The sequence below is a fragment of the Kocuria sediminis genome (genome assembly GCF_009735315.1).
GTDB lineage: Bacteria > Actinomycetota > Actinomycetes > Actinomycetales > Micrococcaceae > Kocuria > Kocuria turfanensis.
Genome location: NZ_WOGU01000004.1, coordinates 44,458 through 70,088, shown reverse-complemented (window position 1 = coordinate 70,088; position 25,631 = coordinate 44,458). Strand labels below are relative to the sequence as shown.

The following is a 25,631-nucleotide window of genomic DNA, read 5'->3' as shown; positions in this document are numbered from 1 at the left end:
AACTCTCAACCTTCGACCATGAGTCCAGGGATATGCAGGGATGGCTCCGGGTCGGGGGCGGACCAGGTCGAGGGCTGCGAGAGCTGCGGTGGACATCCGGGTGGGGTTCGTTCTCGTGGGCTGCCCGGGCGTCCCGATTCTCGACCGTGCCCAGCGCGGCCGCCGGGGTCAGTGCGATCGCGTGCACGGGGGTGCCGCGGCGTGTTCCACGGTGGTTGCGGAGGTGGCGTGCAGACGGCTGGTGGGTCGAGCGGGGAGGCCCCTCTTCCGCGGTACTTTACATAATGTCGATTATCGGCGCTTTGGGCAGTGCGGGTCGGGGGTCCGAAAAGCACCGTGCTGGTCCGCTCGTCGTGCGGACACCCGGCCTGCCTCTGCGTACCTGTCGGCGGATCCGCTCGGTGCGTCAGCCCACGCGACCAGGACTCCGCGCGGGCCGGTCCTTTCCGCGGCGGCGCCCCGGAGCTTCGGCGGGATCGGCGTGCCACTGTGGGGTTCCACTGTGGCGTTCGACGGGAACGGTCCGCCGTGCCCAGGGTTCGCACGCCGTCCGACGACGGGACGTTCCGAGGAACCGTACCGACAGGCCGCACCGACAGGCCGCGCCGACGCTCTGCCACGGACTGCCCTCGGCACCTGCGTCCGGTCGATCCACGGCATCGGCGTGCTCAGGCCGCTGCGGCCCCGCCGTGCCGCTCCGCTGCCGGCCGTTCGTTCCCGGTGTGCCCGCTCCGCCCGGGCCCATGGCCTGCCCGAGGGGCCCGCAGTGGCGGCACCCGGCAACCCTCGAGCCCTGATGTCCGTAAGTTCACGGGTCCCGGCATCATCCGTGACGCGGATCACTGGCACGTCCGCAGTCCGTTCCCGCGGTCCGTTCCCGCGGTGTCGCTGCGCCCGAGCACGGTTCCCTCTCGCCCGAGGGCGGTCCCGCCGCGACGGGCACGGGCGTCGCCGCCGGCCCCGGTACTCCCCCGGCTCGCGCGGTCGCTGCTCGTTCACCACGGGCCGCTGGACCGCGGCTCGAGACGCGTGGCACCGCGCTCGACGGTCACGCCCCGACGTAGGCCGCGAGGTGGCGTCCGGTGAGGGTCGAGCGGGCGGCCACGAGATCCGCGGGCGTGCCCTCGAAGACCACGCGGCCGCCCTCGTGGCCGGCGCCGGGGCCGAGGTCGACGATCCAGTCGGCGTGGGCCATGACCGCCTGGTGGTGCTCGATCACGACGACCGACTTCCCGGCGTCGACGAGCCGGTCGAGCAGTCCCAGCAGCTGCTCCACGTCGGCAAGGTGCAGGCCGGTGGTGGGCTCGTCGAGGACGTAGACCTCGCCCTGCGCGGCGAGCTGGGCGGCCAGCTTGAGCCGCTGCCGCTCACCGCCGGACAGTGTGGTGAGCGGCTGGCCGAGCACCAGGTAGCCGAGCCCCACGTCGGCGAGCCGGCCGAGGATCCGGTGGGCGGCCGGCGTGCGCGCCTCACCGGCTCCGAAGAACTCGAGGGCCTCGGTCACCGGCATCGCCAGGACCTCGGCGATGTCCCGGCCGCCCAGCGTGTGCTCCAGCACGGCGCTCTGGAAGCGCCTTCCGCCGCACTCCTCACAGGGGGACTCGACGGTCGCCAGGAGACCGAGATCCGTGTAGATGACCCCGGCGCCCTTGCAGGTCGGACAGGCGCCCTCGGAGTTGGAGCTGAACAGCGCGGGCTTCACCCCGTTGGCCTTGGCGAAGGCCTTGCGGATCGGGTCGAGCAGGCCGGTGTACGTGGCCGGGTTGCTCCGGCGCGAGCCGCGGATCGCGCCCTGGTCGATCAGCACCACGCCCTCGCGGCCGGCGACCGAGCCGTGCACCAGCGAGCTCTTGCCCGAGCCGGCGACACCGGTGAGCACGCAGAGCGTCCCGAGCGGGATGTCGACGTCGACGTCCTGGAGGTTGTTGGCGCCGGCGCCGCGGATCTGCAGGGCGCCGGTGGGCGTCCGCACCGTCTTCTTGAGGGACGCGCGGTCGTCGAGGTGCCTGCCGGTGAGCGTGCCGCCGGCGCGCAGCCCCTCGACGGTGCCCTCGAACACGACGGTCCCGCCGTGGCTGCCGGCGCCGGGGCCGAGGTCGACGACGTGGTCCGCGATCGCGATGGTCTCCGGCTTGTGCTCCACGACGAGCACGGTGTTGCCCTTGTCCCGCAGCTGCAGGAGCAGGCGGTTCATCCGTTCGACGTCGTGGGGGTGCAGGCCGATCGTCGGCTCGTCGAAGACGTAGCTCACGTCGGTGAGGGAGGACCCGAGGTGGCGGATCATCCTGGTGCGCTGGGCCTCTCCCCCGGACAGGGTCCCGGTCGGGCGGTCGAGGGAGAGATAGCCGAGCCCGATCTCCGTGAAGGCGTCGAGGAGGTGCTGCAGCCCCGCGAGCAGCGGGGCCACCGTCGGCTCGCGCAGCTCCCGCACCCAGCCGGCCAGGTCGCTGATCTGCATCGCGCAGACGTCGGCGATGTTCTTCCCGTCGATCCTCGAGGAGCGGGCCGGTGCGCTCAGCCGGGTGCCGCCGCACTCGGGACAGGACGTGAACGTCGCGGCGCGCTCGACGAAGGCCCGCACGTGCGGCTGCAGTCCCTCGATGTCCTTGGACAGCATGGACTTCTGGATCCTGGGGATCAGCCCTTCGTAGGTCAGGTTGATGCCGTCGACCGTGATCTTCGTGGGCTCCTTGTGCAGCAGGTCGTACAGCTCCCGCTCGGAGTACCGTCGGATCGGCTTGTCCGGGTCGAAGAAGCCGCAGCCGCGGAAGATGCGGCCGTACCAGCCGTCCATGCTGTAGCCGGGAATGGTGAGCGCTCCCTCGTTGAGCGAGAGGGCGTCGTCGTAGAGCGCGGACAGCGCGACGTCGCTGACCGATCCCATGCCCTCGCAGCGCGGGCACATGCCGCCGAGGACGGTGAACGTCGCCCTCTCCGGCCTCGTCCTGCCGGGGCCGCGTTCGACGGTGATCGCGCCGCTGGCCCGCACCGAGGGCACGTTGAACGAGTACGCGTTGGGTGAGCCGATCTGCGGGGTTCCGAGCCTGCTGAAGAGGATCCGCAGCATCGCGTTGGCGTCGGTGGCGGTGCCGACCGTCGAGCGGGGGTTGGCGCCCATCGGCTCCTGGCCGACGACGATGGCCGTCGTCAGCCCCTCCAGCAGGTCGACCTCGGGCCGGCCCAGTGTCGGCATGAAGCCCTGCACGAAGGCGCTGTAGGTCTCGTTGATCAGCCGCTGCGACTCCGCGGCGATGGTGCCGAACACCAGCGAGCTCTTGCCCGACCCCGAGACACCGGTGAACACGGTCAGCCGGCGCTTCGGGATCTCGACGCTGACGTCCCGGAGGTTGTTCTCCCGGGCCCCCTGCACGCGGATGAGGTCGTGGCGGTCGGCGGCGTGCGGCGCGGCCGTGCGCGGTTCCGTGCTGGGCGGCGTGCTCATGGTGACGTCCTCTCCTGGATGGTCCCGCCGGTGTCGTCCTCGGCGGCGACGTGCGCTCCGGTCCGGCTCGCTCCGAGACTATGCCCGGCGACCCCGGCCGGACAGGCGCGGGCCCGGTCGGCGCCTTGCCGTCGGCGCGCCGGATCCGGCGGCCGGTGGGCAGCCGCGGGGCGGGTGCGGTGCCGCGGCTCACCGTCGATGACGGACGTGTGACGGGGCATCTGTCCGCACATCTGTGGACCGTTGTCGCGGAGGGGCGGATTCCGCGTCGCGGGTCGTCCCCCTCCGGATACGCTCCCCGTGACCGAACAGTGTGTGCATCGGCAAACGCCGCTGCCGAGGGGAGGAGCGCTGTGGGACGACAGAACGGCACGGGCATGACGGACATCCGCGGACACAGGCTGGTGACGTCCCTGCTCGGTCTGTCCCTGCTGGCCCTGGCGGGCTGCGGCCAGGACGACGGCTCCTCGCAAAAGGCGCTGCCGCCGAGCGCCTCCGGCTCGGTGGCCCTCTCCCCCTCGCACGGCGGGCTCACCGGCGGCAACCTGGTCCTGGCCGACACCGGCGAGGACAGCGACGGCCCGATCACCGCACGGTTCGGCGAGACGGAGGTCGAGTGCCCGTTCGACGAGCGGTCCTCCCGCCACGCCTGCACGGCCCCGTCGGGAGGCACGCCCGGCACGGTGGAGGTCTCCTTCGCAGCCGGCGGGAACGAGGTCGGCGAGAAGACCGCCTACACCTACACGACGCAGGGCACGCAGGACATCCCCGTGCTGACGGTCGACACGGAGACCGTGCGGCGCAACGCCGAGGAGATCCGGGCCGACTTCCCGCAGGACGTCCAGCTGGGTGCGGTGCTCAAGAACGGCGAGCCCGTGGACGTGTTCGGCAAGGTCATCGAGGACGCGGCCGACGTCGACTATCTCTTCGTGCCGAAGCTCGACGACGCCATCGCCCTGCGCGAGGCCGGTGTCCAGGCGAGGATCGCCGTGCTCTACGCCGCCCAGATCGAGGACATCCCGCTGCTGGTGCACTACGACGTGGAGGTGCCCGCCACCGATCCCGCCTGGGTCGACGCGGCGGAGCAGGTGCTGGCCACCACCGGCGGGACGCTGAAGGTGCACCTGTGGGTCGACACCGGCATGGGCCGCGAGGGCGTGGTGCCCGAGGAGGCGCTCCCCCTGGCCCGCGCCGTCGAGGGCGCCGCGCACCTGGAGCTCGCGGGGATCGCCACGCACTTCTCCACGATCACCGCCGAGGACGCGGAGGCCATCGAGCGCAACGACACCGCCAACACGACCGTGGCCCAGAAGAACCGCTTCGACGGCGCCGTGGCCGCCATCCGGAACGCCGGCCTCGGCCAGGACGCGCTCATCCACGCCGGGGCCAGCGACGTCCTCGACCACGGCATCGAGGCGCTGTACTACGACCTGCTGCGGGTCGGCGGGATGTTCTTCAGCAGCAGCCCGCCGGAGAGCAGCGTCTACTCCTGGACGACGGAGCTGACCCAGGTCAAGACGCTCCCGGAGGGCTGGTGCATCGACTACGGCTGCACCGATCCGACCACGTCGCCGAAGAAGGTGGGGTTGATCCACCACATCCCGTCCCGGGAGAACGAGCTGGACTACACGGTGGGCGGCCAGCAGGTCCCGGTGCTGCTCGACCACGGCACGGTCGTGACCCTGGACCTCTCGCAGGTCCCGGACGCCGCGGCGGGCGACGAGGTGGTCATCGACTTCAGCGCCGAGGCCTTCCACATGCTCGACGCGACCGCGCCGCTGCCGGTGACCACCACCGGCGGATGAGCGGGCCCGTCAGCGCCCCGCGGGCCCGCCCTCGGCGTCGCGGCGCAGGTCGTGACCCGGGTCGAGATGGGCATCGCGGTCCAGGTCGTGGTCCAGCACGTGGTCGGCGTGGAAGCTGCGGGCCAGCTCGCGGTTGCGGGCGGCCCGGCGCGCGGAGGTGCCCGGCCGCACGGTGACGTCGACGTACACCACGGGCCGCCCGGAGGCGGCCTCCAGCCGGTCGCGCAGCCTCTCGGCCCGGTCGTCCCCGGGCTCGCACTGCCCGGTGCCGAGCAGGACCAGCGCCCGCTCGAAGTCGGGTTCGGCGGCGAGCCAGCGGGTCATCATGGCGGGCAGCCGGGACTGGAGGGCGGAGAGGCCGACCACCGCGGTCGCCGTGCCGGCCAGCCATGCGCCCGCGGCCGAGACCGCCACCGAGGTGATGAGCTTCATGGTTCTCCTCCTTCCGCCTGACGCGGTCCGGGCAGTTCCCCCCGGGGGCGCGGGTGCGCCGGGGGGTCGTCGAGAGCGGTGCCGCGGATCCTTCGCGGACCCGCGGCACCACCGTTGTCGGATGAACAGCGGGGAAAGCGCAGGTATTCCGGGCGGCGCCGCCCGCGGACGTCGGGCGGCACGCCGCTCCGGGTCGGCGTCGGTGGGCTGGGGCACAATGGAGACCAGGGCGCACGCCCTGGCGAGGGCGCAGGAGAGGTCGGGACCGATCATGTGGGAATGGCTCGTCGAGAACGCGTGGCTGTTCTGGTTGCTGGCGATGATCGTGCTGGCCGCGATCGAGATGCTGACCCTCGACTTCGTGTTCCTCATGATGTCCGCGGCGTCCCTGCTGGCCTTCGGCCTGAGCTGGGTCACGGACAACTTCGTGATCCAGGTGGTGGCCTTCGCCCTCGCCGCGGTCCTGCTCATCTTCCTCGTCCGGCCCATCGCCGTGCGCCGGATCAACCGGTCCACCCCCGGGACCGTGTCCAACGCGGCCCGGCTCATCGGCCTGCCCTGCCAGGTCCTCGACCCCGTCACCGCCCGCAGCGGGCTGGTGCGCCTGGAGGGCGACACCTGGAGCGCCCGCTCGGTCACCGGCGAGCAGCTGCCGGTGGGCACCGACGTCTACGTCCACGAGATCGAGGGCGCCACCGTCCTGGTGGCCCCCCACCCCGCCCCGACCGCCGACGGCCGGCCCGAGCCGCGCCCGTCCTTCTGAACCCCCGCTCCGGAGGCGCCGCGCCGCCGGGCCCGGCGTCGCCGACGTCGCGCAGCACCCACCGAGAGAGGTACCCGTGGACCTAGCCGTCATCATCCTGCTCGCCGTCCTGATCGTCCTGGTCGTCATCATCCTGTTCCGCTCCGTGCGGATCGTCCCGCAGGCACGGGCCGGCATCGTCGAGCGCCTCGGCAAGTACCGCACGACCCTGACCCCGGGGCTGCACTTCCTCATCCCGTTCATCGACCGGCTGCTGCCGCTGATCGACCTGCGCGAGCAGGTGCAGTCCTTTCCCGCGCAGTCCGTCATCACCGAGGACAACCTGGTCGTGGGCATCGACACCGTCGTCTACTTCCAGGTCACGGACCCGCGCGCGGCGACCTACGAGATCGTCGACTACATCCAGGCCGCGGACCAGCTGACCTCCGCCACGCTGCGCAACGTCGTGGGCGGACTCAACCTCGAGGAGGCGCTCACCTCCCGGGACAAGATCAACGCGGAGCTGCGCGGGGTCCTGGACTCCACGACCGGCCGCTGGGGCATCCGGGTCTCCCGGGTGGACATCAAGGAGATCACTCCCCCGCCCTCCATCCAGGACTCGATGGAGAAGCAGATGCGCGCCGAGCGGGAGCGCCGGGCCGTCATCCTGACGGCCGAGGGCGACAAGCAGTCCCGGATCCTCATGGCCGAGGGCCAGCGGCAGTCCGCGATCCTCTCCGCCGAGGGCGAGGCGAAGGCCGCGATCCTGCGCGCCGACGGCGAGGCGCAGGCCATCCGCAAGGTCTTCGACTCGATCCACCGGGCCCGGCCCACGCAGAAGCTGCTGGCCTACCAGTACATCCAGACGTTGCCGAAGGTCGCCGAGGGCAGCGCGAACAAGGTCTGGATGATCCCCGCGGAGCTGGGCGACGCGCTGCGGGGCGTCGGGGAGTTCCTCTCCCGCCCCGACGAGGACGGCGACGGCCCCGGTCCCGGGCGCGCCGGGTCCGACGAGGAGGACGTGGTACCGGCGGAGACCGCCGGACCGGAGTCGGAGCCGCTGGTCGCCCCGGAGGAGGTCCGGGTCACCGACGAGGACCTCTCCCCGAACCTGGAGCGCACCACGGTGAACCCGGACGAGTTCACGATCCCCCGCCCCTCGAGCATCGACCCGGACGCGCCCGTGCGCCTCGAGGACCCGATGCCGCCGCAGGACGGCCCGGCCGGCCGCTGAGGCGCCGGCCGCCCGGGATCCGGGCCCGGTCCGGGGAACATCCCGGGCACCGTCGATGTTGCACCCAGAGGATCCCGGGTCCCCACTGGACCCGTCGTCAGCCCGAGCGTGCGCCACGGCCGTGGCCACCGTCAGTTATGGAGGAACCACCACTATGAGCGACCGCAGCCTCAGGGGAATGCGTCTGGGCTCCCAGTCGATGGAGACGGAGGCCGGCGTCGAGCCGGCCCCGCGCCAGCGTGTGGAGTACCGCACCGCGGACGGCGAGTCGGTGACGGTCACCTTCGCCGCGGAGGCCGAGATCCCGCCGGTGTGGGTGTCGAAGACCGGCAAGGAAGCGATCATCGTCAACGGCGAGAAGCCGGAGAACCCCAACGAGAAGCACCAGCGCACGCACTGGGACATGCTCCTGGAGCGGCGCAGCGTGGACGAGCTGGAGGAGATCCTCGCCCAGCGGATCGAGTACTACCGGGAGAAGCACGCCATCTGAGCCCGCGACCCCGGAACGCACGGAGGGCCCCACCCGATTCGGGTGGGGCCCTTCGTGCGTTCCGGGGTCACCTGCCGGTGCAGCGTAGCGATGTGGTGCTGCGGTGCGGCGTCCCGGGGCCGCTCAGCGGCCGGCGCGCCCGAGCTTGCCCGCCAGGGTCCTCGCGCGGGCGGTCAGCCCCCACTGGGCCACCCGCACGACGGCCTCGCGCGTGACGTCCGGGCTCATCTTCGACTCGCCCTCGGCCCGCTCCACGAAGGTGATCGGGACCTCCACGACCTGCAGGCCGGCGCGCTCCGTCCGCCAGCCGAGGTCGATCTGGAAGCAGTAGCCCTTCGAGTCCACCGTGTCCAGCCCGATCCGCTCGAGGGTCCCGCGGCGGAAGGCGCGGTAGCCGGCGGTGATGTCGTGGATCCGGGAGCCCAGCAGCGTGCGGGCGTAGAGGTTGCCGCCGCGGGAGAGCAGCTGGCGCTGCACCGGCCAGTTCACGGTGCGGCCGCCGGGGACGTAGCGGGAGCCGATGGCGAGGTCGGCGCCGCGCTCCACGGCGTCCAGCAGCAGCGGCAGCTGCTCGGGCTGGTGGGAGCAGTCGGCGTCCATCTCGACCAGGACGTCGTAGTCCCGGGCCAGTCCCCAGCGGAACCCGGCGATGTAGGCGGCCCCGAGGCCCTCCTTGTTCGTGCGGTGCAGGACGTGGATGTTGCCGTCGGCGGCGGCCATCTCGTCGGCGAGCCGGCCGGTGCCGTCGGGGCTGTTGTCGTCCACCACCAGCACGTCCCCGTCCGGGACGGCCTGGCGCAGCCGATCCATGACGGTGGGCAACGACTCGCGCTCGTTGTAGGTGGGGATGACGGTCAGTACGCGCACCGGGTCGGTCCTTTCGAGGTCTCACCTGTTAAACCACAGGGCAGGCTCCCTCGCCTTCGGACCAGGCCAGCCCTGAGGGGATGCCGGCCTGTTTTCTAAGGACGAGTGAGCCCACCCGGCAGCAGTTGCCCAGCCTATCCTGCGCCGTGCGCTCGGCCAAGATCGCCCGACACGGGGCCGGACCAGGGCCGGAGCGCGGCCGGCTCACGGCACGGGGCTCAGAATCCGTCGGAGCGGAACAGCTCCACGCCGTCGAGCACGGTCTGCCGGCAGACGGGCAGGGCCGTGCCGTCCAGGGCGGGCAGCAGCGGGGTGCGGGCGCGCGGGTCGGTGCTCCAGGAGGAGCCGGTGCCCTCGGCCTGCTGCACCATCAGCGCCTCCACGTCCCACACGGCGAAGGTCGCCGGGGTGCCGGGAGCGAGCTGGCCCTGCATCGGGTCCGGGTGCCGGGCGGCCCGCCAGGCGCCGCGGGTGGAGGCCAGGAAGGCGGCGCGCGCGGAGATCCGCTGCTCGGGGTCGTGGTGCTCCAGGCAGGCGCGGACCGTGTCCCACGGCGACAGGGGCACCACGGGCGCGTCGCTGCCCAGGGCCACGGGCACCCCGGCGCGGTAGAAGGAGGCCAGCGGGTTCATCGCCGCGGCCCGCCCGGCCCCGAGGCGCTGCTCGTACAGCCCGCCCGGCCCGCCCCAGGCGGCGTCGAAGCCCGGCTGCACGGAGACGGTCACGGCGTGGCGGGCCAGCCGCTCGATGCCCTCCGGGTCGATCATCTCGGCGTGCTCCAGGCGGTGGCCGGCGCCCTGCAGCGCCCGCTCCCCCACCAGCTGCGCGGCGCGGTCGAGACCGTCCAGGACCGTGTCCATCCCGGCGTCCCCGATGACGTGGAAGCCGCCCTGCAGACCGGCCTCCGTGGTCGCGGCCAGGTGGGCCCCGACGGCGTCCGGGTCGAGGTAGAGATCACCGGTGCTGGACGGCTCGTCGGCGTAGGGCGCGCGCAGGGCGGCCGTGCGGGAGCCCAGGGCGCCGTCCACGCAGAGGTCCCCGGCCAGGCCGACCAGCGACTCGCCCCGCTGCGGCGGGCGCCCGAGGAGCTGTGCCAGGGCGGCGTCGAAGCGCTCGACGACCGCGCGCGCCTGCGCGGCGTCGCGCACGAGCTCTCCCCGGTAGGGCAGCACGCGCGGGGTCGGCCCGTCGGCGTGGACCCCGTGGTTGGCGAGGGCGACCAGGTGCACGAGGTCCTCGAAGGGCGCCACCTGCTCCGCGCTGGCCTCCGCGAGGGCCACGTAGCCCTGGGCCGCGGCGTGGCGCAGGCCCAGCCGGTGCAGCTCGGCCCGGCGCCCGGCGTCGAGGTCGAGGGCGGCGGCGCGCACCCGGTCGTGCGCGAGGTGCTCGACGCGGCCGTCGCCCAGCCAACCCTCCACGGAGGCGAGGCCGAGCCGCCGGGCGAGGGACGCGGAGACGACTCCCGAATGGACGTCGATCCGGGTGAGGTAGACCTCGCGCCCGCCGGCGGCACGGTCCAGCTCCTGGGCCGTGGGCGCGCGCCGCTCGGGCCACACGGACTCGTCCCACCCGGAGCCCAGGACCACGCCGTGGCCGGTGCGCGCGGCCCCGGCCACGGCGTCGAGCACCTCCTGCAGGGACCCGGCCGCGCTGAGGTCGAGGGTGGACAGGGCCAGCGCCGTCTCGGTCAGGTGCACGTGCGAGTCCACGAACCCGGGCGCCAGCAGCCTCCCGTCGAGGTCCACCACGTCCATGGAGGAGTCCTGCAGGGACCGGGCGGCCTCCTCCGAGCCCACCCAGGCCACGCGAGGGCCGTCCACCAGGACGGCGGTGGCGAAGGGGTCGGCGGGGCTGTAGACGGAGCCGTTGCGGTAGAGGACCGGACGGCGTGCGGGGGCGGTGGAACTCACGGGGCTCCTGTTCGGGACGGGCGTGGGCGGGGGCGGACGGGGCGGGCTCAGTCCTCGAAGGCCGAGTGGGCGACGACGCCGCGGCGCACCATCGCGATCGCGCGCTGGCACTGGCTGCGCAGCTCGGGGCTCAGCAGGTCGATGGAGGCGAGCTGGTCGAGCATGTCGATCACCTGCTTGGTCCAGCGGACGAAGTCCCCGGCGGCCAGCTCGGTGCCGGTCAGGGCGGTGCTCAGCGTCGCGCCCCGCGCCCACAGGTACATGGGCTCCACCAGGCCGAACTCCGGCTCGGCCGTGGGCGGGAGGTGGTGCTCCTGCTCCCGGTCCGTGAGCACCGACCAGTTGCGCACCACAGTCTGCGCCGCCCGGTCCATGGCCGCGGAGGGCAGCACGGGCTGGACACGCTGGTCCTCGCGCTTGGCCTGGTACACCAGCAGGGTCACCAGGCCGGCCGTGGCGGCGGGGTCGAGGCCGTCGAGGAAGCCGTCCCGCAGGCTCAGCGCCAGGAGCAGGTCCCGGTCCCCGTAGATCCGGCGCAGCTGCTCCCCGGCGTGCGTGGGCCGCACCTCGCCGTCGGGCCGGGTCTCGAGGTAGCCGAAGGAGCCCAGCACCTGGGAGACCCGGTCGAAGGTCTTGGCGATCGTGTTGGTGCGGCCCTCGATCTGGCGCAGCAGCCCGTCGGTGTCCCGGCGCAGCGTCCACCACCGTTCGGCCCAGCGGGCGTGGCTCTCGCGGTCGGAGCACCCGTGGCAGGGGTGGGCGCGCAGGGCCTTGCGGACGTCGGCGATGCGCTGCTCGGCGGCGCTGGTGCCCCGGTCGAACCGGACGGTGTGCCCCCGGCCGCCGCCGCGTGGGGGCCGGTGCTCGTGCAGGGCGTTGCGCACGGAGGAGGCGAGGTCCCGGCGCTCCTTGGGGGTCTTGCCGGTGAACTGCTTGGGGATCCGGATCCGGGAGACCGGTTCCAGCGGCCCGTCCAGGTCCTGCGCCCCGACCCGGCGCAGCTGGTGGTCCAGGGTCAGGATGGCGGGGCGCGGGTCGTCCCGGTTCGGGTCGGTGCTCAGCACCACGGCGTAGCCGGCGTTGCGCCCGCGGGGGATCTCCACCACGTCGCCGGGCAGGAGGTCGTGCAGCGAGGCCACCGCGTCCGAGCGGCGCCGGCGGGAGTCGGAGCGCTCCGCGGCCCGCTCGAGGTCCTTGAGCTCCCGGCGCAGGGCCGCGTACTCGGTGAAGTCCCCCAGGTGGCAGGTCATCGCCTCCTCGTAGCCCCGCAGCGACTCCTCCTGGGAGCGGACCCGGCGGGCCAGGCCCACCACGGAGCGGTCGGCCTGGAACTGCGCGAAGGAGGACTCGAGGATCTTGCGGGACCGGTGGGCGCCGAACTGCGCCACGAGGTTCACGGACATGTTGTAGGTCGGCCGGAAGCTGGAGTTCAGCGGATAGGTGCGCTTCGAGGCGAGCCCGGCGACGGTGCGCGGGTCCATGCCGGGCTGCCAGAGCACCACGGCGTGGCCCTCGACGTCGATCCCCCGCCGCCCTGCGCGGCCGGTCAGCTGGGTGTACTCCCCCGGCGTGATGTCCACCCTCGACTCGCCGTTGAACTTGTCGAGCTTCTCCAGCACCACGGAGCGGGCCGGCATGTTGATGCCCAGGGCGAGGGTCTCGGTGGCGAAGACCGCCTTGACGAGGCCGTCGGCGAAGAGCTGCTCCACGAGCTCCTTGAAGGCCGGCAGCATCCCGGCGTGGTGGGCGGCCACGCCGCGCAGCAGGCCGTCGCGCCACTCGTAGAAGCCCAGGACGTTGAGGTCGGCCGCCTCGAGGGAGGCGGCCGTCTCGGCGACGCGCGCCCGGATGGTCTGCTGCTCCTTGTCGGTGGTCAGCCGGATGTCCGCGGCCACGCACTGCTGGACGGCGCCGTCGCAGCCGGCCCGGGAGAAGATGAAGGTGATGACCGGCAGCAGGCCCTCGGCGTCGAGCCGGCGGATCAGCTGCGGGCGGGAGACCCGCCGGGTCTCGGGCCCGGGGCGGAAGCCCTCGCCGCCGTTGCGGCGGGAGAACCGGTCGCGGGAGCGCCCGCCGGGGCCCCGCCCGCCGCGGCGGCCGCCGCGGGGGTGCTCGGCCCGGGCGAGCTGGAGCAGCTCGGGGTTGACCTCGGGCTCGTCGCGGCCGGGCCCGCCGATCCGCTCGGCCGCCTCCTCCACGGTGGTGTCGTCCACGAACAGGTCCAGCAGGCGCCCGCCGACCTGCACGTGCTGCCACAGCGGCACGGGGCGGTGCTCGGAGACGACGACGTCGGTGTGCCCGCGCACGGTGTCCAGCCACGCGCCGAACTCCTCCGCGTTGGAGACGGTCGCGGACAGGGAGACGAGCTGCACGCTCTCCGGCAGGTGGATGATGACCTCCTCCCAGACGGCGCCGCGGAAGCGGTCGGCGAGGTAGTGCACCTCGTCCATGATCACGAAGCCGAGGTTGAGCAGCGTCGGGGAGTCGGCGTAGAGCATGTTCCGCAGGACCTCGGTGGTCATCACCACGACGTCGGCCTCGGAGTTCACGGAGGTGTCGCCGGTGAGCAGACCGACCCGCTCCGCGCCGAAGGCGCGGGAGAACTCGTGGAACTTCTGGTTGCTCAGGGCCTTGATCGGCGTGGTGTAGAACGCCTTCTGGCCGCGGGAGAGGGCGAGGTGGACGGCGAACTCCCCCACCACGGTCTTGCCGGCGCCGGTGGGCGCGGCCACGAGCGCTCCGCGGCCCTCCTCGAGGGACCGGCACGCGGTCACCTGGAACTCGTCCATCGCGAACTCCAGCCGCTGCTGGAACACCGACAGCTCGGTCCTCGCGTGGGCGGCCCGCTGCTTGGCGGCGAGGTATCGGTCGGCGTAGGAGGACATGTGCCCACCCTACTGCGCATCGTCGTCGCGGACGGGCCCCGGCGGGCCCGTTCGCGACGGGCCGATCCGGGTCAGGCGCCGGTGTCCTCCTCGGGGTCCCGGCCGAGCCGCTCGAGGGCGTCGGCCGAGGTCGCGGCGTCGGCCGACGCGCCGGTGGCGGCGGCCCGCCGCTCCTCCCGCCGCGCGCGCCGCCGGTCCAGGAGCAGGCACAGCCCGACCGCCACGAAGAACAGGGTCAGCAGCGGCACCGCGAGGTAGAACATGGTCATGGGGTCCGGGCCGGGCGCCGCCATCGCGGAGACGACCATCACGAGCACCACCACGATCCGCCAGCTCTTGAGCACCGTCCGGCCCGGGAGCACCCCCAGCATGTTCAGCCCCACCAGGAACACCGGCAGCACGAACGCGATGCCGAAGGTGAGGATGAGCTGGAGGAAGAACCGCAGGTACACGTCGGCGGAGATGAAGTTCGTGCCGCCGGTGGGCGTGAACGCGGTCAGCGCGTAGACGGCCGTGGGGAGGGTCAGCACGGCCACCGCGATGCCGCCGAGGAACAGCGGGACCGCCGCGGCCAGGAAGCCGATCGCGTAGCGCCGCTCCGTGCGGTGCAGGGCGGGGGTCACGAACGCCCAGAGCTGGTACAGCCACACGGGGCTGGCCAGCACCAGGCCCAGGACCAGCGAGACCTCCACCATGATGTTGAAGGAGGAGCCCACCGCGGAGTAGTTGATGGACGCCTGGTTGCCCTCGGCCTGGGCCAGCCGCGCCAGGGGCTCGGTGATGTAGCCCATGAAGGGCTGGTAGAGGAAGAAGCCTCCCACCATGCCGAGGACCGTGGCCACGGCGGCCTTGATCAGCCGGTTGCGCAGCTCCCGCAGGTGCTCGGCCAGGGCCATCTGCGCCTGCGGGTTGGCCTTGCGCGCGGACCGGCGCTGCTTGGGGCCGCGGGATGACTGCGCGGACATGGGGGACCTCCGGGACGTCGGGGCCGGACGGGGAACGGGACGGGGAACCGGGCGAGCGGCCCCCCGCTCCCGCCGGGGGCGGCGGACCGCTCGGGTGCGGGGCGCGGGCCGTCAGGCCGTGGGGCTGCCGGGACGCTGGTCCGGGCGCGGCGGGGTCTCCGTGCCGGAGGCGCCGGTCGTGCCGGGGCGCGGCTCCGGGGCGGCGTCTCGGCCGTCCTGCACGGGCCGGCCGTCGATCACGACGTCCGAGCCGTCCGGCTGGTCGTCCTTCTTCATCTCCTTCACCTCGGACTTGAAGATGCGCAGCGACTGGCCGAGGCTGCGGGCCATGCCCGGGAGCTTGGGCGCGCCGAAGAGCAGCAGGATCACCAGCAGGATGATCAGGATCATGAAGGGGCTGTCGAAGAGCCTACCCATTGAACATTCCTTTCCGTTCAGCCCGGCGGATGTCGCTGATCCGCTGCGGCTGGCCCATGCGGTCCTTGCGCTCCATGCGGCGTCTCAGACGGGCGGTTTCTCGTTGGTCACGGCCGACCCGGTAGTCGGCCACGGCTTGCCCCACCGGGGTGAACAGGGCCGGGTCCGGGGCGACCCGGACGGGACGCTGCACCCCGGCGGCGGCGTCGTCCCAGCGCTGGGCGAACTCCCCGGCCACCGTCTCGGTGTCCCGGAGCAGGGCGAGGAACGTCCTCACCAGCCGCCACAGCATCAGCCCGAGGAACGCGGCGCCGAGCAGGACGAGGACCGTCCACAGCAGGACCCAGGACCACCAGAGCATGTCCTCCAGTATAGGCGCGCCGGTCAGGGCTGTTCCGACGCCCCGTACGCGCGCAGCGCCGAGTTCACCCAGAGTTCCACCTGCGCCACCACGTCCTCGGGGCCGGCCACGGCCAGCTGCCCGCCGTAGCGGGTGACGAGCGCGCACACCGCCTCGACCGTCTGGAAGCCGATGAGCGCGGCCTCGTGGTCCGCGGCGGGACCGGTGCGGGGCCCGCCGGGCATCCGCACCACCGCGGTGCGGCTCGCGTGGTACTGGTCCGCGATCCACCGGCTGCGGCGGTCGGTGATCAGCACGACCTCCACGGTGTCCGGGGTGCCGGGGGCCGGGGGGGACGCCGCGGCGGCCTCCTGGGCGGCCGGGCGCTCCCCGGCCGGCCCGGCGTCCTCCACGGAGGAGATCCGGTCGAGCCGGAAGTTGCGCATCCCCTCGGAGGTCAGGCACCACGCGCGCACGTACCAGTGCGTGTTGGAGGAGAAGACCTGCACGGGGTCGACCACGCGCTCGGTGAGCTCGTCCCGGGACGGGACCACGTAGCGGATCCGGATCCGGCGCCGCTCCTCCACGGCCCGGCGCACGGTGGCCATGACGTCCGCCAGCGCCGGGGCGGGGGTGTCCGTGATGGGACGGGCGCCCACCGCGTTGGCCAGGACCCCGGCGTCCCCGGCGGCGCCGGCGACCTTGGCGATCGCCGAGGCCACGGCCTCGGAGTCCCCGCCGGGCACCGTGCGCAGGGTCTGCAGGCCCACCAGCAGCGCGGAGGCCTCCGGCTGGGTGAGCCGCACGGGGTCGGAGAGCTCGTCCGCGTTGGAGAGGTAGACGTGGCCGTCGTCCCAGGACGCGTCGATGAGCTGGTCGGGCATGTGCCCGGGCTTGCCGCACACGAACAGCGTGTTGAGGTCGGCGATCAGCTCCTGGTCGGTGATCCCGAAGCGGCGGGCGGTCTCCTCCAGCTCGGCGCCCTGGTGCGCGTAGACCCACCGGACGATCTCGAGCAGCCGGGAGAGGTGGTCGGCCGTGGAGAGCTTGTTGCGGGTGCCCTTGCGGGACTTCACGGTCCAGTCGACCGGCACGCCGCGGAACGCGGCCACGGCCGCGGCGGCGCTGCCGAGGCGGCGCACCACGGCGGCCCGGACCTCGGCCTGCATGGTGGGCGCCGTCCCGTCCCCGCCCTCGGGCACGACGACGCCGGGACCGGCCGCGGCGATCTCCTCGGCGAGGATCTCCGTCTCGGCGAAGGGGATGTGCAGCCGGTCCCACTCCCCGGCGGCCGCGGCGGGCTGCTGCCGGGAGGCCATCCGGCGCAGCATCAGGGCGTGGCCGGGGCGGGCGAGGACCTCGACGGTGCGCGCCGGGGCGTGGGAGACCATGTGGGAGAGCGCCTCGTTCATGGAGAAGCCCTCGGGCGGGTCGAACTCCTTGCGGGTCACCGTGACGTCGGACATGATCCGCGAGAGCCGGAACGTGCGGGAGTCCTTGCGGTCCAGGTCCCAGCCGACCACGTACCAGTTGCCGTAGCGGGAGCCGATCCCCCACGGCCGCAGCCGGCGGGTGGTGAGCTGGTCGGTGCTGCGGGCCAGGTAGTCGAAGCGTACCTCGCGGTGGCGCACGACCGCCGAGAGCAGCGGCTCGAAGGACGGCTCGTGGGCGGTGAGGGTGGGCTGGAGCAGCGGCGGGGCGTCGTCGTCGGGCAGTCCCCCGATGGCCGGCTCGAGCTTGCGCAGGGCGCGGCGGGCCAGCTCGCCCAGGGAGGCGTCCGTCCACGCGTTCGCCGCCAGGGCGAGCACCGCCGACTCCTCCGCGGTGAACTGCAGCGGCGGCAGGGTGAAGGACCCGCGCGGGATCCGGTACCGGTGCCCGTGCGTGTCGTCCGGGAAGAGGGGGTCCTCGGAGACCTCCTCGATGGGGTAGCCCAGGTCGCGCAGCTCCGCCTTGTCGCGCTCGAACATGCGCTCGAAGGCCTCGTCCGAGGCGGACTCCGCGTACGACGGAACGGCCTCCCGCAGCTCGGCGCGGGTGTAGCCGCGCTCGCGGGAGACCAGGGCGATGAGCAGGTTGAGAAGCCGCTCCGTCGATCGGGCTGCCATCCGGTGGGTCCTCAGCGCACGTCGAGGAGGTCCACCACGAAGATGAGGGCCTCGTCGGGGCCGATCACTCCGCCCGCGCCCCGGGAGCCGTAGGCCATGGCGGAGGGGATCTCCAGGCGGCGGCGGCCGCCGACCTTCATGCCCAGCAGGCCCTGGTCCCAGCCCTGGATGACCTGGCCGATGCCCACGGTGAAGTCCAGCGGCTGGCCGCGGTTCCAGGAGGCGTCGAACTCCTCGCCGGCGGAGAAGGTCACGCCGACGTAGTGGCAGGAGATCTGCTTGCCGGCGGTGGCCTCGGCGCCGGTGCCCTCGACGAGGTCGGTGACGACGAGCTCGGTCGGGGCCTCCCCCTCGGGGAAGTCGATCTCGGGCTTGGTGCGGTCGAGCCTGCGCTCTCCGAAGGACATGGGTGCTCCTGGTTCGTCGGGTCGTCGGCGGGGTGGCCGCCGGGGACGGTGGGGCCGCGGGCCCCGGCGGGGGCCGCGCCCCCACCGGGCCACCATAGCGGACCGGGACTACTCCTCGGTGGCCGAGGGCGACGCGCTGGGCGCGGCGGAGGGCTCCGCCTCGGCCGGGGCCTCGGGGGTGTCGACGGCCGCCAGGATGTCGACCACGAACAGCAGGTCCCCCGCGGGGTACTCGGAGTCCTCGCCGAGGTCCTTCTCCGTGCCGTAGGCCTGCTCGACCGGCACCGACAGGATCACGCGGGAGCCGGCCTTCTTGCCCGCCAGGCCCTCCTGCCAGCCCTCGATGACGTTGTCGAGGGGGAAGGACGCGGGGGCGCCCTTCTCATAGGAGGAGTCGAAGGTCTCGCCGTCGGACCACTTCACGCCCACGTAGTTGGCGATGACGGTGTCGCCCTCGGCGACCTCCTCGCCGTCGCCCTCGATGAGGTACTCGGAGACGAGCTTCTCCGGGGCGTCGCCCTCCGGCTTGGCCACGGTGGGCACGCCCTCGTCGTTCTCGGTGACCTCGGGCAGCCCCTTCGGGCTGTCCTGCGGCTCGCCCTCGATCTCGGTGGAGATCTTGCGCACGACCTCGTAGACCTCCACGGAGGTCGAGTCGTCGCCGGCGGCGCCGGAGGTCTCCGGGGAGGAGTAGGCGATGATCGCGCCCTCCTTGGCGCCCACCAGGGCGTCGTACATCTCCGGGATGGACTCCTGCAGCCCCTGCTCCAGGGTGAGCACCTGCCCGGCGCCCTGGGAGTAGGTCTCGCCGATCGAGGTGCCGTCCGAGCCCTTGAACAGCGCCGCCTGCAGCAGGATGGTGTCGCCCTCGGCGATCTCCGCGCCCTCGCCCTCGCGCAGCTCCTTCGCCCCGGCCTCCTCGGCGTTGAGCGGGGTCTCGAACGTCACGGACGGGGCGGTGCCCGAGGCCGGGTCGTTGCTGAGCTCGACGGAGTCGACGCCGGCCCCCGAGCAGCCCGCGAGGGCGAGCATCAGGGACAGGGCGGCAACGGAGGTGGTCAGGGTCTTTCGCACAGGTGTCTTCCTCGGGGGTCGGGCCGGGTGGGTCGGCGGAGTCGGGCGGCAGGGCCGGGCCGCGCCCAGCCTAGTGCAGGGCGCTGGATGTTGACTGGACAGCGCGCTCCGGCGGCCCGGCGCCGGGCCGCCGGTCACCGCCGCATCAGATGACGGGGGCGTCCCCGTGGGCGGGGCCGGCCTCGCCGGGGGCCGCCGCGCGCAGGGCGGCCACCAGGGCGTCGGCCTCGGGGTGCTCGGTGGCGAAGGGGTCCTTGCACAGCACGGTGTGCTGGGTGCGGTCGTTGACCTTCAGGTGCACCCAGTCGACCGTGTAGCGGTGCCCGGAGGCGACCACCGCGTCGATGAACCGGCCGCGGACGGCGGCCCGGGTGGCGGGCGGGGTGCGCGCCGCCTCCTCGACCCGTTCGCCGGGGACGAAGGTCGCGGCCTGTCCGCGCCGCTGCAGCAGGTTGAACAGCCCGCGCTCCGGGGCGGTGTCGTGGTAGGCGAGGTCCAGCTGGGCCAGGCGCGGGGCGGAGAGGTCGAGGCCGTCGCGGGCGGCGTAGCCGTCGAGCAGCTTCTTCTTGATGGCCCAGTCGATCTCGGTGTCGATGCCCGAGGTGTCCTGCCGGGCCACGGCGTCCAGGGTGCGCTCCCACAGCTCCAGCACCCACGGCACCCGGTCGTGGTGGGCGCCCTCCCGGTCGACGAACGCCCGGGCGGCCTCCAGGTGCTCCCGCTGCAGGTCCAGGGCGGAGCGCCGGGCGCCGTCGGCGAGCAGGACCGGGTGGGTGCCGGTGAGGTCGTGGGAGACCTCCCGCAGGGACCGCACCGGGTCGGCCATGGTCCGGTCCGGCAGGATCTGCCCGGCCTCGATCATCCGCAGCATCAGGTCGGTGGTCCCCGCCCGCAGGGCCGTGGTGGTCTGGGACATGGTGGAGTCCCCCACGATCACGTGCAGCCGGCGGTAGTGCTCGGCGTCGGCGTGCGGCTCGTCCCGGGTGTTGATCAGCGGCCGGGAGCGGGTGGTGGCCGAGGAGGAGCCCTCCCAGATGTGGTCCGCGCGCTGGGAGAAGGAGTAGCTGGGGGTCCCGGACCCCACCGGCACGGCCCCGAAGTCCTCCGGGCCGGCGGGGTGCACCTTGCCGGCGCCCACGAGCAGCTGGCGGGTGACCAGGAACGGGATGAGGATCTGCACGAGGCGGGCGAACTCGGTGCGCCGGGCGATGAGGTAGTTCTCGTGGGAGCCGAAGGAGTTGCCGCGGGAGTCGACGTTGTTCTTGAACAGGTAGAGCTGCCCGGGCACCCCCTCCGCCGCCAGGGCGTCCTGGGCCTGCCGCCGCAGGTCGTCGACCAGCAGCTCGCCGGCCTTGTCCTGGGCCACGAGGTCCTCGAGGCTCGCGCACTCGGCGGTCGCGTACTCGGGGTGGGAGCCGACGTCCAGGTAGAGCCGGCCCCCGTTGGGCAGGAACACGTTCGAGGACCGGCCCCAGGCCACCACGGGGCGGAAGAGCGTGCGGGCGGCCTCCTCCGGGCTGAGCTGCCGCGCCCCGGGGGCACTGTGGGCGATGCCGAACTCGGTCTCGATGCCGTAGATCCTGCGGTCCATGGGGGCTACTGGCCGCCCTTCTGGACGAAGCCCTTCACGAACTCCTCGGCGTTGGACTCGAGCACGCCGTCGATCTCGGCCAGCAGGTCGTCGGCGCTGCCGGTGCTGGTCTGCGCCTGGGACTGGGCCTGGGCGGCGGGGTGGGCGGGGGCGCCGGGCTCGGGCAGCTCGGTCTCCTCGCGGCGCTGGGCGCCGGTGCCGAAGATGCGTTCCTGGGCCATGAGTGGTCCTCCTGTGGTGGTGGGCGGGTGTGCTCAGCCGAGGGAGCCGGTGTGCACGAGGGCGGGGCGGGCGCCGGCGAGGGCGCGCACGAGGTGTTCGGCGTCGGGGGCGGCACCGATGAGGGGGCCGACGTCGTCGCGGGTGAGGTCCAGCGGCTCGGGCATCGCGATCCGCGCGCCGCGGCGGACTCCCGGCAGCGCGACGGAGACCGAGTCCCAGTTCGCGGTGAGCACGTCCTCGGGGAACCGGGAGACCAGGTGGCCCCGGAACCAGGCGCGGGTGTCCGCGGGCGGCGCGCCGGCCGCCCGCTCGATCTCCTCGGCGTCGAAGAGCGTGCGCATCCGCCCGCCCGCGACCAGCCGGTGGTAGAGCCCCTTCTCGGGACGCACGTCGGCGTACTGCAGATCCACGAGCGTCAGGCGGGGGTCGTCCCAGGCGAGTCCGTCGCGCTCGCGGTAGCCCCGCAGCAGGGCGTACTTGGCGACCCAGTCCAGCCGGTCGGCCAGGGACAGCGGGTCGGTCTCGAGGGCGTCGAGGACCTCCTCCCACAGCTCGAGGACCTCCCGGGTCTGCGGGTCGGGGCCGCCGCCGGCCTCCTCGTGGGCGCGGGCGGCCTCGAGGTAGAGGCGCTGCAGCTGGACCCCGGTGAGCTCCCGGCCGTCCCGGAGCGGGACGGTGGCGCGCAGCGACGGGTCGTGGCTGATCGCCTGCAGGGCGGCCACCGGGTCGGCGAGGCCGAGGTCCGGGGCGGCGCCGGCCTCGACCAGGCCCAGGACCAGGGAGGTGGTGCCGAACTTGAGCAGCCCGGCGGTGTGGGAGAGGTTGGCGTCGCCGATGATGACGTGCAGGCGGCGGTGCCGGCCGCGCTCGGCGTGGGGCTCGTCCCGGGTGTTCACGATGGGGCGGTGGACGGTGGTCTCCAGGCCGATCTCGCGCTCGAAGAAGTCGGCGCGCTGGCTGAGCTGGAAGCCCGGGCGCTGTCCGCGCGGGCCCAGGCCCACGCGGCCGGCGCCGCACATCACCTGGCGGGAGGCGAAGAAGGGCAGCAGGGCCGTGGCGAGCCGGTCGAAGGGCACGGAGCGGGGCACCAGGTAGTTCTCGTGGGCGCCGTAGGAGACGGACTTGTTGTCGGTGTTGTTCTTGTAGAGGTTCACGACGTCGAGGCCGGTGCTCGCGGCGCTGGCGGCCACGGCCCGGACGGCGTCGAGGGCCACGCGGTCCCCGGCCGCGTCCCAGAGGACGGCGTCCCGGGGAGCGGTGACCTCCGGGGAGGAGTACTCGGGGTGGGAGTGGTCCACGTAGAGGCGGGCGCCGTTGGGCAGGACGGTGTTCATCACGACCTGGGCCCAGTCCATGGACTCCGCCCAGAGCCCGGACTCGCGCAGGGCCTCGGCGGCGACCTCCTCCGCGGTGAGGACGGGGGCGACGTCGGTGAGCTGGGAGGGGTCGGCCTGCTCGCGCGGGACGGTGAACCCGCGGGCGTCCTCCAGGGGCGTCTCGCCGTGGTAGTCCCAGTCGGCGGTCGTGCGGGACGCGCCGAGGCGGCGGCGCACCAGGGCGGCGTAGGTGGTGACCACCTGGGTGGAGAGCACGGTGGCGTTGGCGTGCGGGTTGCCGGCGGCGAGCACACCGTACTCGGTCTCGGCGCCCATGACGCGGCGGACGGTCATGCGCCGGCCTCCCCCGGTGCTTCCCCCGGGGCCGCCGGCGGCGTGGCCGGCCCGGCGGGGTGGGGGTCGCGGTGCAGGACCACGCGCAGGTCGGTGATGGTGTCCCCGCGGCGCCCGGAGATCCGGGCCCAGTCCTCGGGGTTGGAGGTGTTGGGCAGGTCCTGCTGCTCGTGGAACTCCTCGTCCACCGCGCGGACCAGGTGGGCGCGGCCCAGGCCCCGCACCCCGGTGGTGAGCAGGTCCTTGATGGCCTGCTTCTTGGCCCGGTCCACCACGTTGCGGATCACGGCCCCGGAGGTGAAGTCGCTGAAGTAGAGGGTCTCCTCGGTGCCGTCGCGGTAGCTCAGGTGCAGGAACTGCGTGCCGGGGCTCTTCTCGTACATGCGGGCCACCGCGGCGTCCACGAGGGCGTCGACGGCGCCCGCGCGGGAGCCGGCGGCGTCGACCTCGGCCTGGCGCAGGGGCAGGTCCTCGGTGACGTAGAGGCGCAGGATCTCGGCGGCGCCCCGGGCGTCCGGGCGGTCGATGCGGATCTTGACGTCGAGCCGGCCGGGACGCAGCACGGCGGGGTCGATCATGTCCTCGCGGTTGGTGGCGCCGATGACGATGACGTTGTCGAGCCGCTCCACGCCGTCGATCTCGGTCAGCAGCTGCGGGACGATGGTGGTCTCCACGTCCGAGGACAGCCCGGAGCCGCGGGTGCGGAACAGGGAGTCCATCTCGTCGAAGAACACGACCACGGGCACGCCCCGGGCGGCCTGCTCCCGGGCGCGCAGGAAGATGGAGCGGATCTGGCGCTCGGTCTCCCCCACGTACTTGTCCAGCAGCTCCGGGCCCTTGATGTTCAGGAAGTAGCCCAGGGCCTTCTCGCGGCCGGCGCGGTCGGCGGCGCGCTCGGCGAGGGAGCGGGCGACGGCCTTGGCGATGAGGGTCTTGCCGTTGCCGGGGGGCCCGTAGAGCAGGATGCCCTTGGGCGGGGTGAGGCCGTGCTCCCGGTAGAGCTCGGGGTGGACGAACGGCAGCTCCACGGCGTCGCGGATCTGCTCGATCTGGGGGCCCAGGCCGCCGATGTCGTCGTAGGAGACGGCGGGGACCTCCTCGAGCACGAGCTGCTCCACGTCGGTGCGCTCGATGGGCTCGAGGGCGAAGCCGGTCCGGTGGTCGATGGACACGGCGTCCCCGATCTCCGGGCGCCGGCGGCGCAGCAGCCCGGAGAGGAGCAGGACCCGCTCCTCGTCGGAGCGGCCCACGGTGAGCACGCGGTCGTGGTCGACGATCTCCTTGACGGTGGCGACCTCCCCGGTCTGCTCGTAGTCCAGGACGGCGCCGACGGTGTAGTTCTGGTCCAGGAGCACCTGGCGTCCGGGCTCGCACGCGGCGAAGCTCACCAGGGGGCTCAGCGCCACCCGCATCCGCCGGCCCGCGACGAGGACGTCCAGGGTGCGGTCGGTGACGGCCGGACCGCTGCCGGTCTGCTCGCCCACGGGGGCGTGCCCCGGGTTGACCTGCACGACGGTGCCCTGGCTCAGCGGCGGGACGAGGTCGTTCTCCAGGGCGCGCTTGAGCTGGGTGATCTCGGTGCGGGTGGCGTCGAGCAGGCGCACCAGCTTCTGGTTCTGCGTCCCGGCGGCGGCGAGCTGCTTGTCGAGGGCGCGCTTCTGGTCCCGGAGGATGTTGACCTGCCGCTGCGCGTTGGTCAGGGCCCGGCGGGTCTGCTCCGCGTCGACCGGGACGGCCTGCTGCTGAGGGGGCTCGTTCACGGGCGGTCCTCCTGCTCCTCCCCCGGGGCGGGCGCGGCCGGTGCCGTGCCGCCGGGCGCCGTGCCCGCGACGTCGTCGGCGACGGGGCTCGGGGCGCCGGGACCCGTGCTCTCGGGCGCCGCGCTCGGGGGCACCGTGCTCGCGGGCTCCGTGGCGCTGGCGGCCCGCTCGGCCAGGCCGAGGGCCTCGCGGCCGGCCCGGCGCAGCTTCTTGTCGGAGACGTCGCGCTCGCCGAGGGCCACGGGGGTCCAGGCGTCGAGGTCCTCCTGGCTGTACTCGGACTTCGAGGCCCGGCGCTTGGGCGCCAGCCGCTCCGAGCCGTCCGCCAGCCGGCGGGCGGAGAGCAGGAACCCGGTGTGCGCGACCATCCGGTGGTCCGGGCGCACGGCCAGGCCCTCGACGTGCCAGCCGCGCACCATGGTCTCGGAGGCGTCCGGCTCGGTGAAGCGCCCGTGCGAGCGCATCGCCTCGGCGGTCCGGGAGAGCTGGGTGACGGTGGCGACGTAGCACATGACCACGCCGCCGGGGGCCAGGGCCGTGGCCACGGCGTCGAGGCACTCCCAGGGGGCGAGCATGTCCAGGACCACGCGGTCCACGGACCCGGGCTGCTCGTACTGGCCGAGCTCCTGGGCGAGGTCGCCGAGGGTGATCTGCCAGGCGGGGTGGGGCCCGCCGAACATGGTCTCGACGTTGCCGCGGGCGATGTCGGCGAACTCCGCGCGGCGCTCGAAGGAGTGCAGGTGCCCCTGGTCGCCCACCGCGCGCAGCAGCGAGATGGACAGTGCACCCGAGCCGACGCCGGCCTCGACCACGCGGGCCCCGGGGAAGATGTCGGCCATGGTGACGATCTGCCCGGCGTCCTTGGGGTAGACCACCGCCGCGCCGCGCGGCATGGACAGCACGAAGTCCTTCAGCAGCGGGCGCAGGGCCTGGTAGCGGAACCCGGCGGAGTTCTCCACGACGGTGCCCTCCGGCCGGCCGATGAGCTCGCCGTGGCTGAGCACCCCGCGGTGGGAGTGGAACTCGCCGTCGGCCGCGAGGGTGACCGTGTTCATCCGCCCGCGCTCGTCGGTGAGCTGCACGCGCTCCCCGGCCCGGAAGGGACCGCGCCGGTTGAGGGCGCCCCGCGGGGTGGCGGGCGTGGGGACGGCGGTCTGGTCAGCGGTTCCGGTCATCGGCTCACTTTCACGGGATGGCGTTGCGGTGCGGGGTCCTGCGGCGGACCCGGCAGGACCGTGGGTCCTCCCCCATTGTGTCACCGTGCCGTGCC

The 25,631-nt window shown here is 73.5% G+C and carries 20 protein-coding genes; 4 read left to right on the top strand and 16 right to left on the bottom strand.

Going from position 1 to position 25,631, the window contains the following annotated elements; all coding sequences use genetic code 11:
• Window positions 1–1,048 precede the first annotated feature (1,048 nt).
• Complete coding sequence (locus GMA12_RS06010; protein ID WP_156268171.1) at window positions 1,049–3,442, bottom strand: ATP-binding cassette domain-containing protein; 2,394 nt, start codon at window positions 3,440–3,442, stop codon at window positions 1,049–1,051.
• Window positions 3,443–3,795: 353 nt separating this feature from the next.
• On the opposite strand from GMA12_RS06010, the gene GMA12_RS06005 reads away from it, so the two are divergent.
• Entirely contained in the window at window positions 3,796–5,247 is a 1,452-nt protein-coding gene (locus tag GMA12_RS06005) for an alanine racemase (RefSeq protein WP_370830447.1), read from the top strand.
• Window positions 5,248–5,256: 9 nt separating this feature from the next.
• Here the strand turns inward: GMA12_RS06005 and GMA12_RS06000 are convergent, their stop codons facing one another.
• Window positions 5,257–5,679 (bottom strand): hypothetical protein, encoded by a 423-nt coding sequence (locus tag GMA12_RS06000; protein ID WP_156268169.1) that lies wholly within the window; start codon window positions 5,677–5,679, stop codon window positions 5,257–5,259.
• A 271-nt stretch (window positions 5,680–5,950) separates the two neighbouring features.
• On the opposite strand from GMA12_RS06000, the gene GMA12_RS05995 reads away from it, so the two are divergent.
• The 3 genes from GMA12_RS05995 to GMA12_RS05985 all read left to right on the top strand — a co-directional run bounded on the left by GMA12_RS05995 (window position 5,951) and on the right by GMA12_RS05985 (window position 8,145).
• Entirely contained in the window at window positions 5,951–6,442 is a 492-nt protein-coding gene (locus tag GMA12_RS05995) for an NfeD family protein (protein WP_156268167.1), read from the top strand.
• A 76-nt stretch (window positions 6,443–6,518) separates the two neighbouring features.
• Entirely contained in the window at window positions 6,519–7,655 is a 1,137-nt protein-coding gene (locus GMA12_RS05990; protein ID WP_162459538.1) for an SPFH domain-containing protein, read from the top strand.
• A 154-nt stretch (window positions 7,656–7,809) separates the two neighbouring features.
• Entirely contained in the window at window positions 7,810–8,145 is a 336-nt protein-coding gene (locus GMA12_RS05985; RefSeq protein WP_156268165.1) for an RNA polymerase-binding protein RbpA, read from the top strand.
• A 123-nt stretch (window positions 8,146–8,268) separates the two neighbouring features.
• Here the strand turns inward: GMA12_RS05985 and GMA12_RS05980 are convergent, their stop codons facing one another.
• The 14 genes from GMA12_RS05980 to GMA12_RS05915 all read right to left on the bottom strand — a co-directional run bounded on the left by GMA12_RS05980 (window position 8,269) and on the right by GMA12_RS05915 (window position 25,536).
• Window positions 8,269–9,012: a polyprenol monophosphomannose synthase gene (locus GMA12_RS05980; RefSeq protein WP_162459537.1), complete on the bottom strand. Its 744-nt coding sequence runs from the start codon at window positions 9,010–9,012 to the stop codon at window positions 8,269–8,271.
• A gap of 218 nt (window positions 9,013–9,230) precedes the next feature.
• On the bottom strand, window positions 9,231–10,922 hold the full coding sequence (locus GMA12_RS05975) for an amidohydrolase (protein ID WP_162459536.1): 1,692 nt from the start codon (window positions 10,920–10,922) through the stop codon (window positions 9,231–9,233).
• 47 nt (window positions 10,923–10,969) lie between these two features.
• Window positions 10,970–13,807 (bottom strand): DEAD/DEAH box helicase, encoded by a 2,838-nt coding sequence (locus GMA12_RS05970; protein ID WP_156268163.1) that lies wholly within the window; start codon window positions 13,805–13,807, stop codon window positions 10,970–10,972.
• Between the two features lie 71 nt (window positions 13,808–13,878).
• Window positions 13,879–14,772 carry a twin-arginine translocase subunit TatC gene (tatC, locus tag GMA12_RS05965; RefSeq protein WP_156268161.1) on the bottom strand — a complete coding sequence of 298 codons (894 nt, stop codon included), beginning with the start codon at window positions 14,770–14,772 and terminating at the stop codon, window positions 13,879–13,881.
• A gap of 111 nt (window positions 14,773–14,883) precedes the next feature.
• Complete coding sequence (tatA, locus tag GMA12_RS05960) at window positions 14,884–15,189, bottom strand: Sec-independent protein translocase subunit TatA (protein ID WP_062734119.1); 306 nt, start codon at window positions 15,187–15,189, stop codon at window positions 14,884–14,886.
• Window positions 15,182–15,550, bottom strand: a complete 369-nt coding sequence (locus tag GMA12_RS05955) for a hypothetical protein (protein WP_156268159.1) — start codon at window positions 15,548–15,550, stop codon at window positions 15,182–15,184. Before GMA12_RS05955 ends, tatA begins: the two co-directional genes overlap by 8 nt.
• A 23-nt stretch (window positions 15,551–15,573) precedes the next feature.
• Complete coding sequence (locus tag GMA12_RS05950) at window positions 15,574–17,637, bottom strand: WYL domain-containing transcriptional regulator (protein WP_156268157.1); 2,064 nt, start codon at window positions 17,635–17,637, stop codon at window positions 15,574–15,576.
• A gap of 11 nt (window positions 17,638–17,648) precedes the next feature.
• Window positions 17,649–18,044, bottom strand: a complete 396-nt coding sequence (locus GMA12_RS05945) for an FKBP-type peptidyl-prolyl cis-trans isomerase (RefSeq protein ID WP_156268155.1) — start codon at window positions 18,042–18,044, stop codon at window positions 17,649–17,651.
• Window positions 18,045–18,152: 108 nt separating this feature from the next.
• Entirely contained in the window at window positions 18,153–19,118 is a 966-nt protein-coding gene (locus GMA12_RS05940; protein WP_162459535.1) for an FKBP-type peptidyl-prolyl cis-trans isomerase, read from the bottom strand.
• Between the two features lie 145 nt (window positions 19,119–19,263).
• Complete coding sequence (gene pafA, locus GMA12_RS05935; RefSeq protein ID WP_156268153.1) at window positions 19,264–20,709, bottom strand: Pup--protein ligase; 1,446 nt, start codon at window positions 20,707–20,709, stop codon at window positions 19,264–19,266.
• Between the two features lie 5 nt (window positions 20,710–20,714).
• Window positions 20,715–20,930 carry a ubiquitin-like protein Pup gene (locus GMA12_RS05930; protein WP_156268151.1) on the bottom strand — a complete coding sequence of 72 codons (216 nt, stop codon included), beginning with the start codon at window positions 20,928–20,930 and terminating at the stop codon, window positions 20,715–20,717.
• Between the two features lie 33 nt (window positions 20,931–20,963).
• A complete protein-coding gene (gene dop / locus GMA12_RS05925) occupies window positions 20,964–22,601 on the bottom strand; it encodes a depupylase/deamidase Dop (protein ID WP_156268149.1) in 1,638 nt (545 codons plus the stop codon).
• The gene (gene arc / locus GMA12_RS05920; RefSeq protein ID WP_162459534.1) at window positions 22,598–24,361 is read right to left on the bottom strand and encodes a proteasome ATPase; all 1,764 of its coding nucleotides are present in this window, start codon (window positions 24,359–24,361) and stop codon (window positions 22,598–22,600) included. The genes dop and arc overlap by 4 nt, the downstream gene beginning before the upstream one ends.
• Window positions 24,358–25,536, bottom strand: a complete 1,179-nt coding sequence (locus GMA12_RS05915; RefSeq protein WP_156268147.1) for a tRNA (adenine-N1)-methyltransferase — start codon at window positions 25,534–25,536, stop codon at window positions 24,358–24,360. The genes arc and GMA12_RS05915 overlap by 4 nt, the downstream gene beginning before the upstream one ends.
• Window positions 25,537–25,631: the final 95 nt, after the last annotated feature.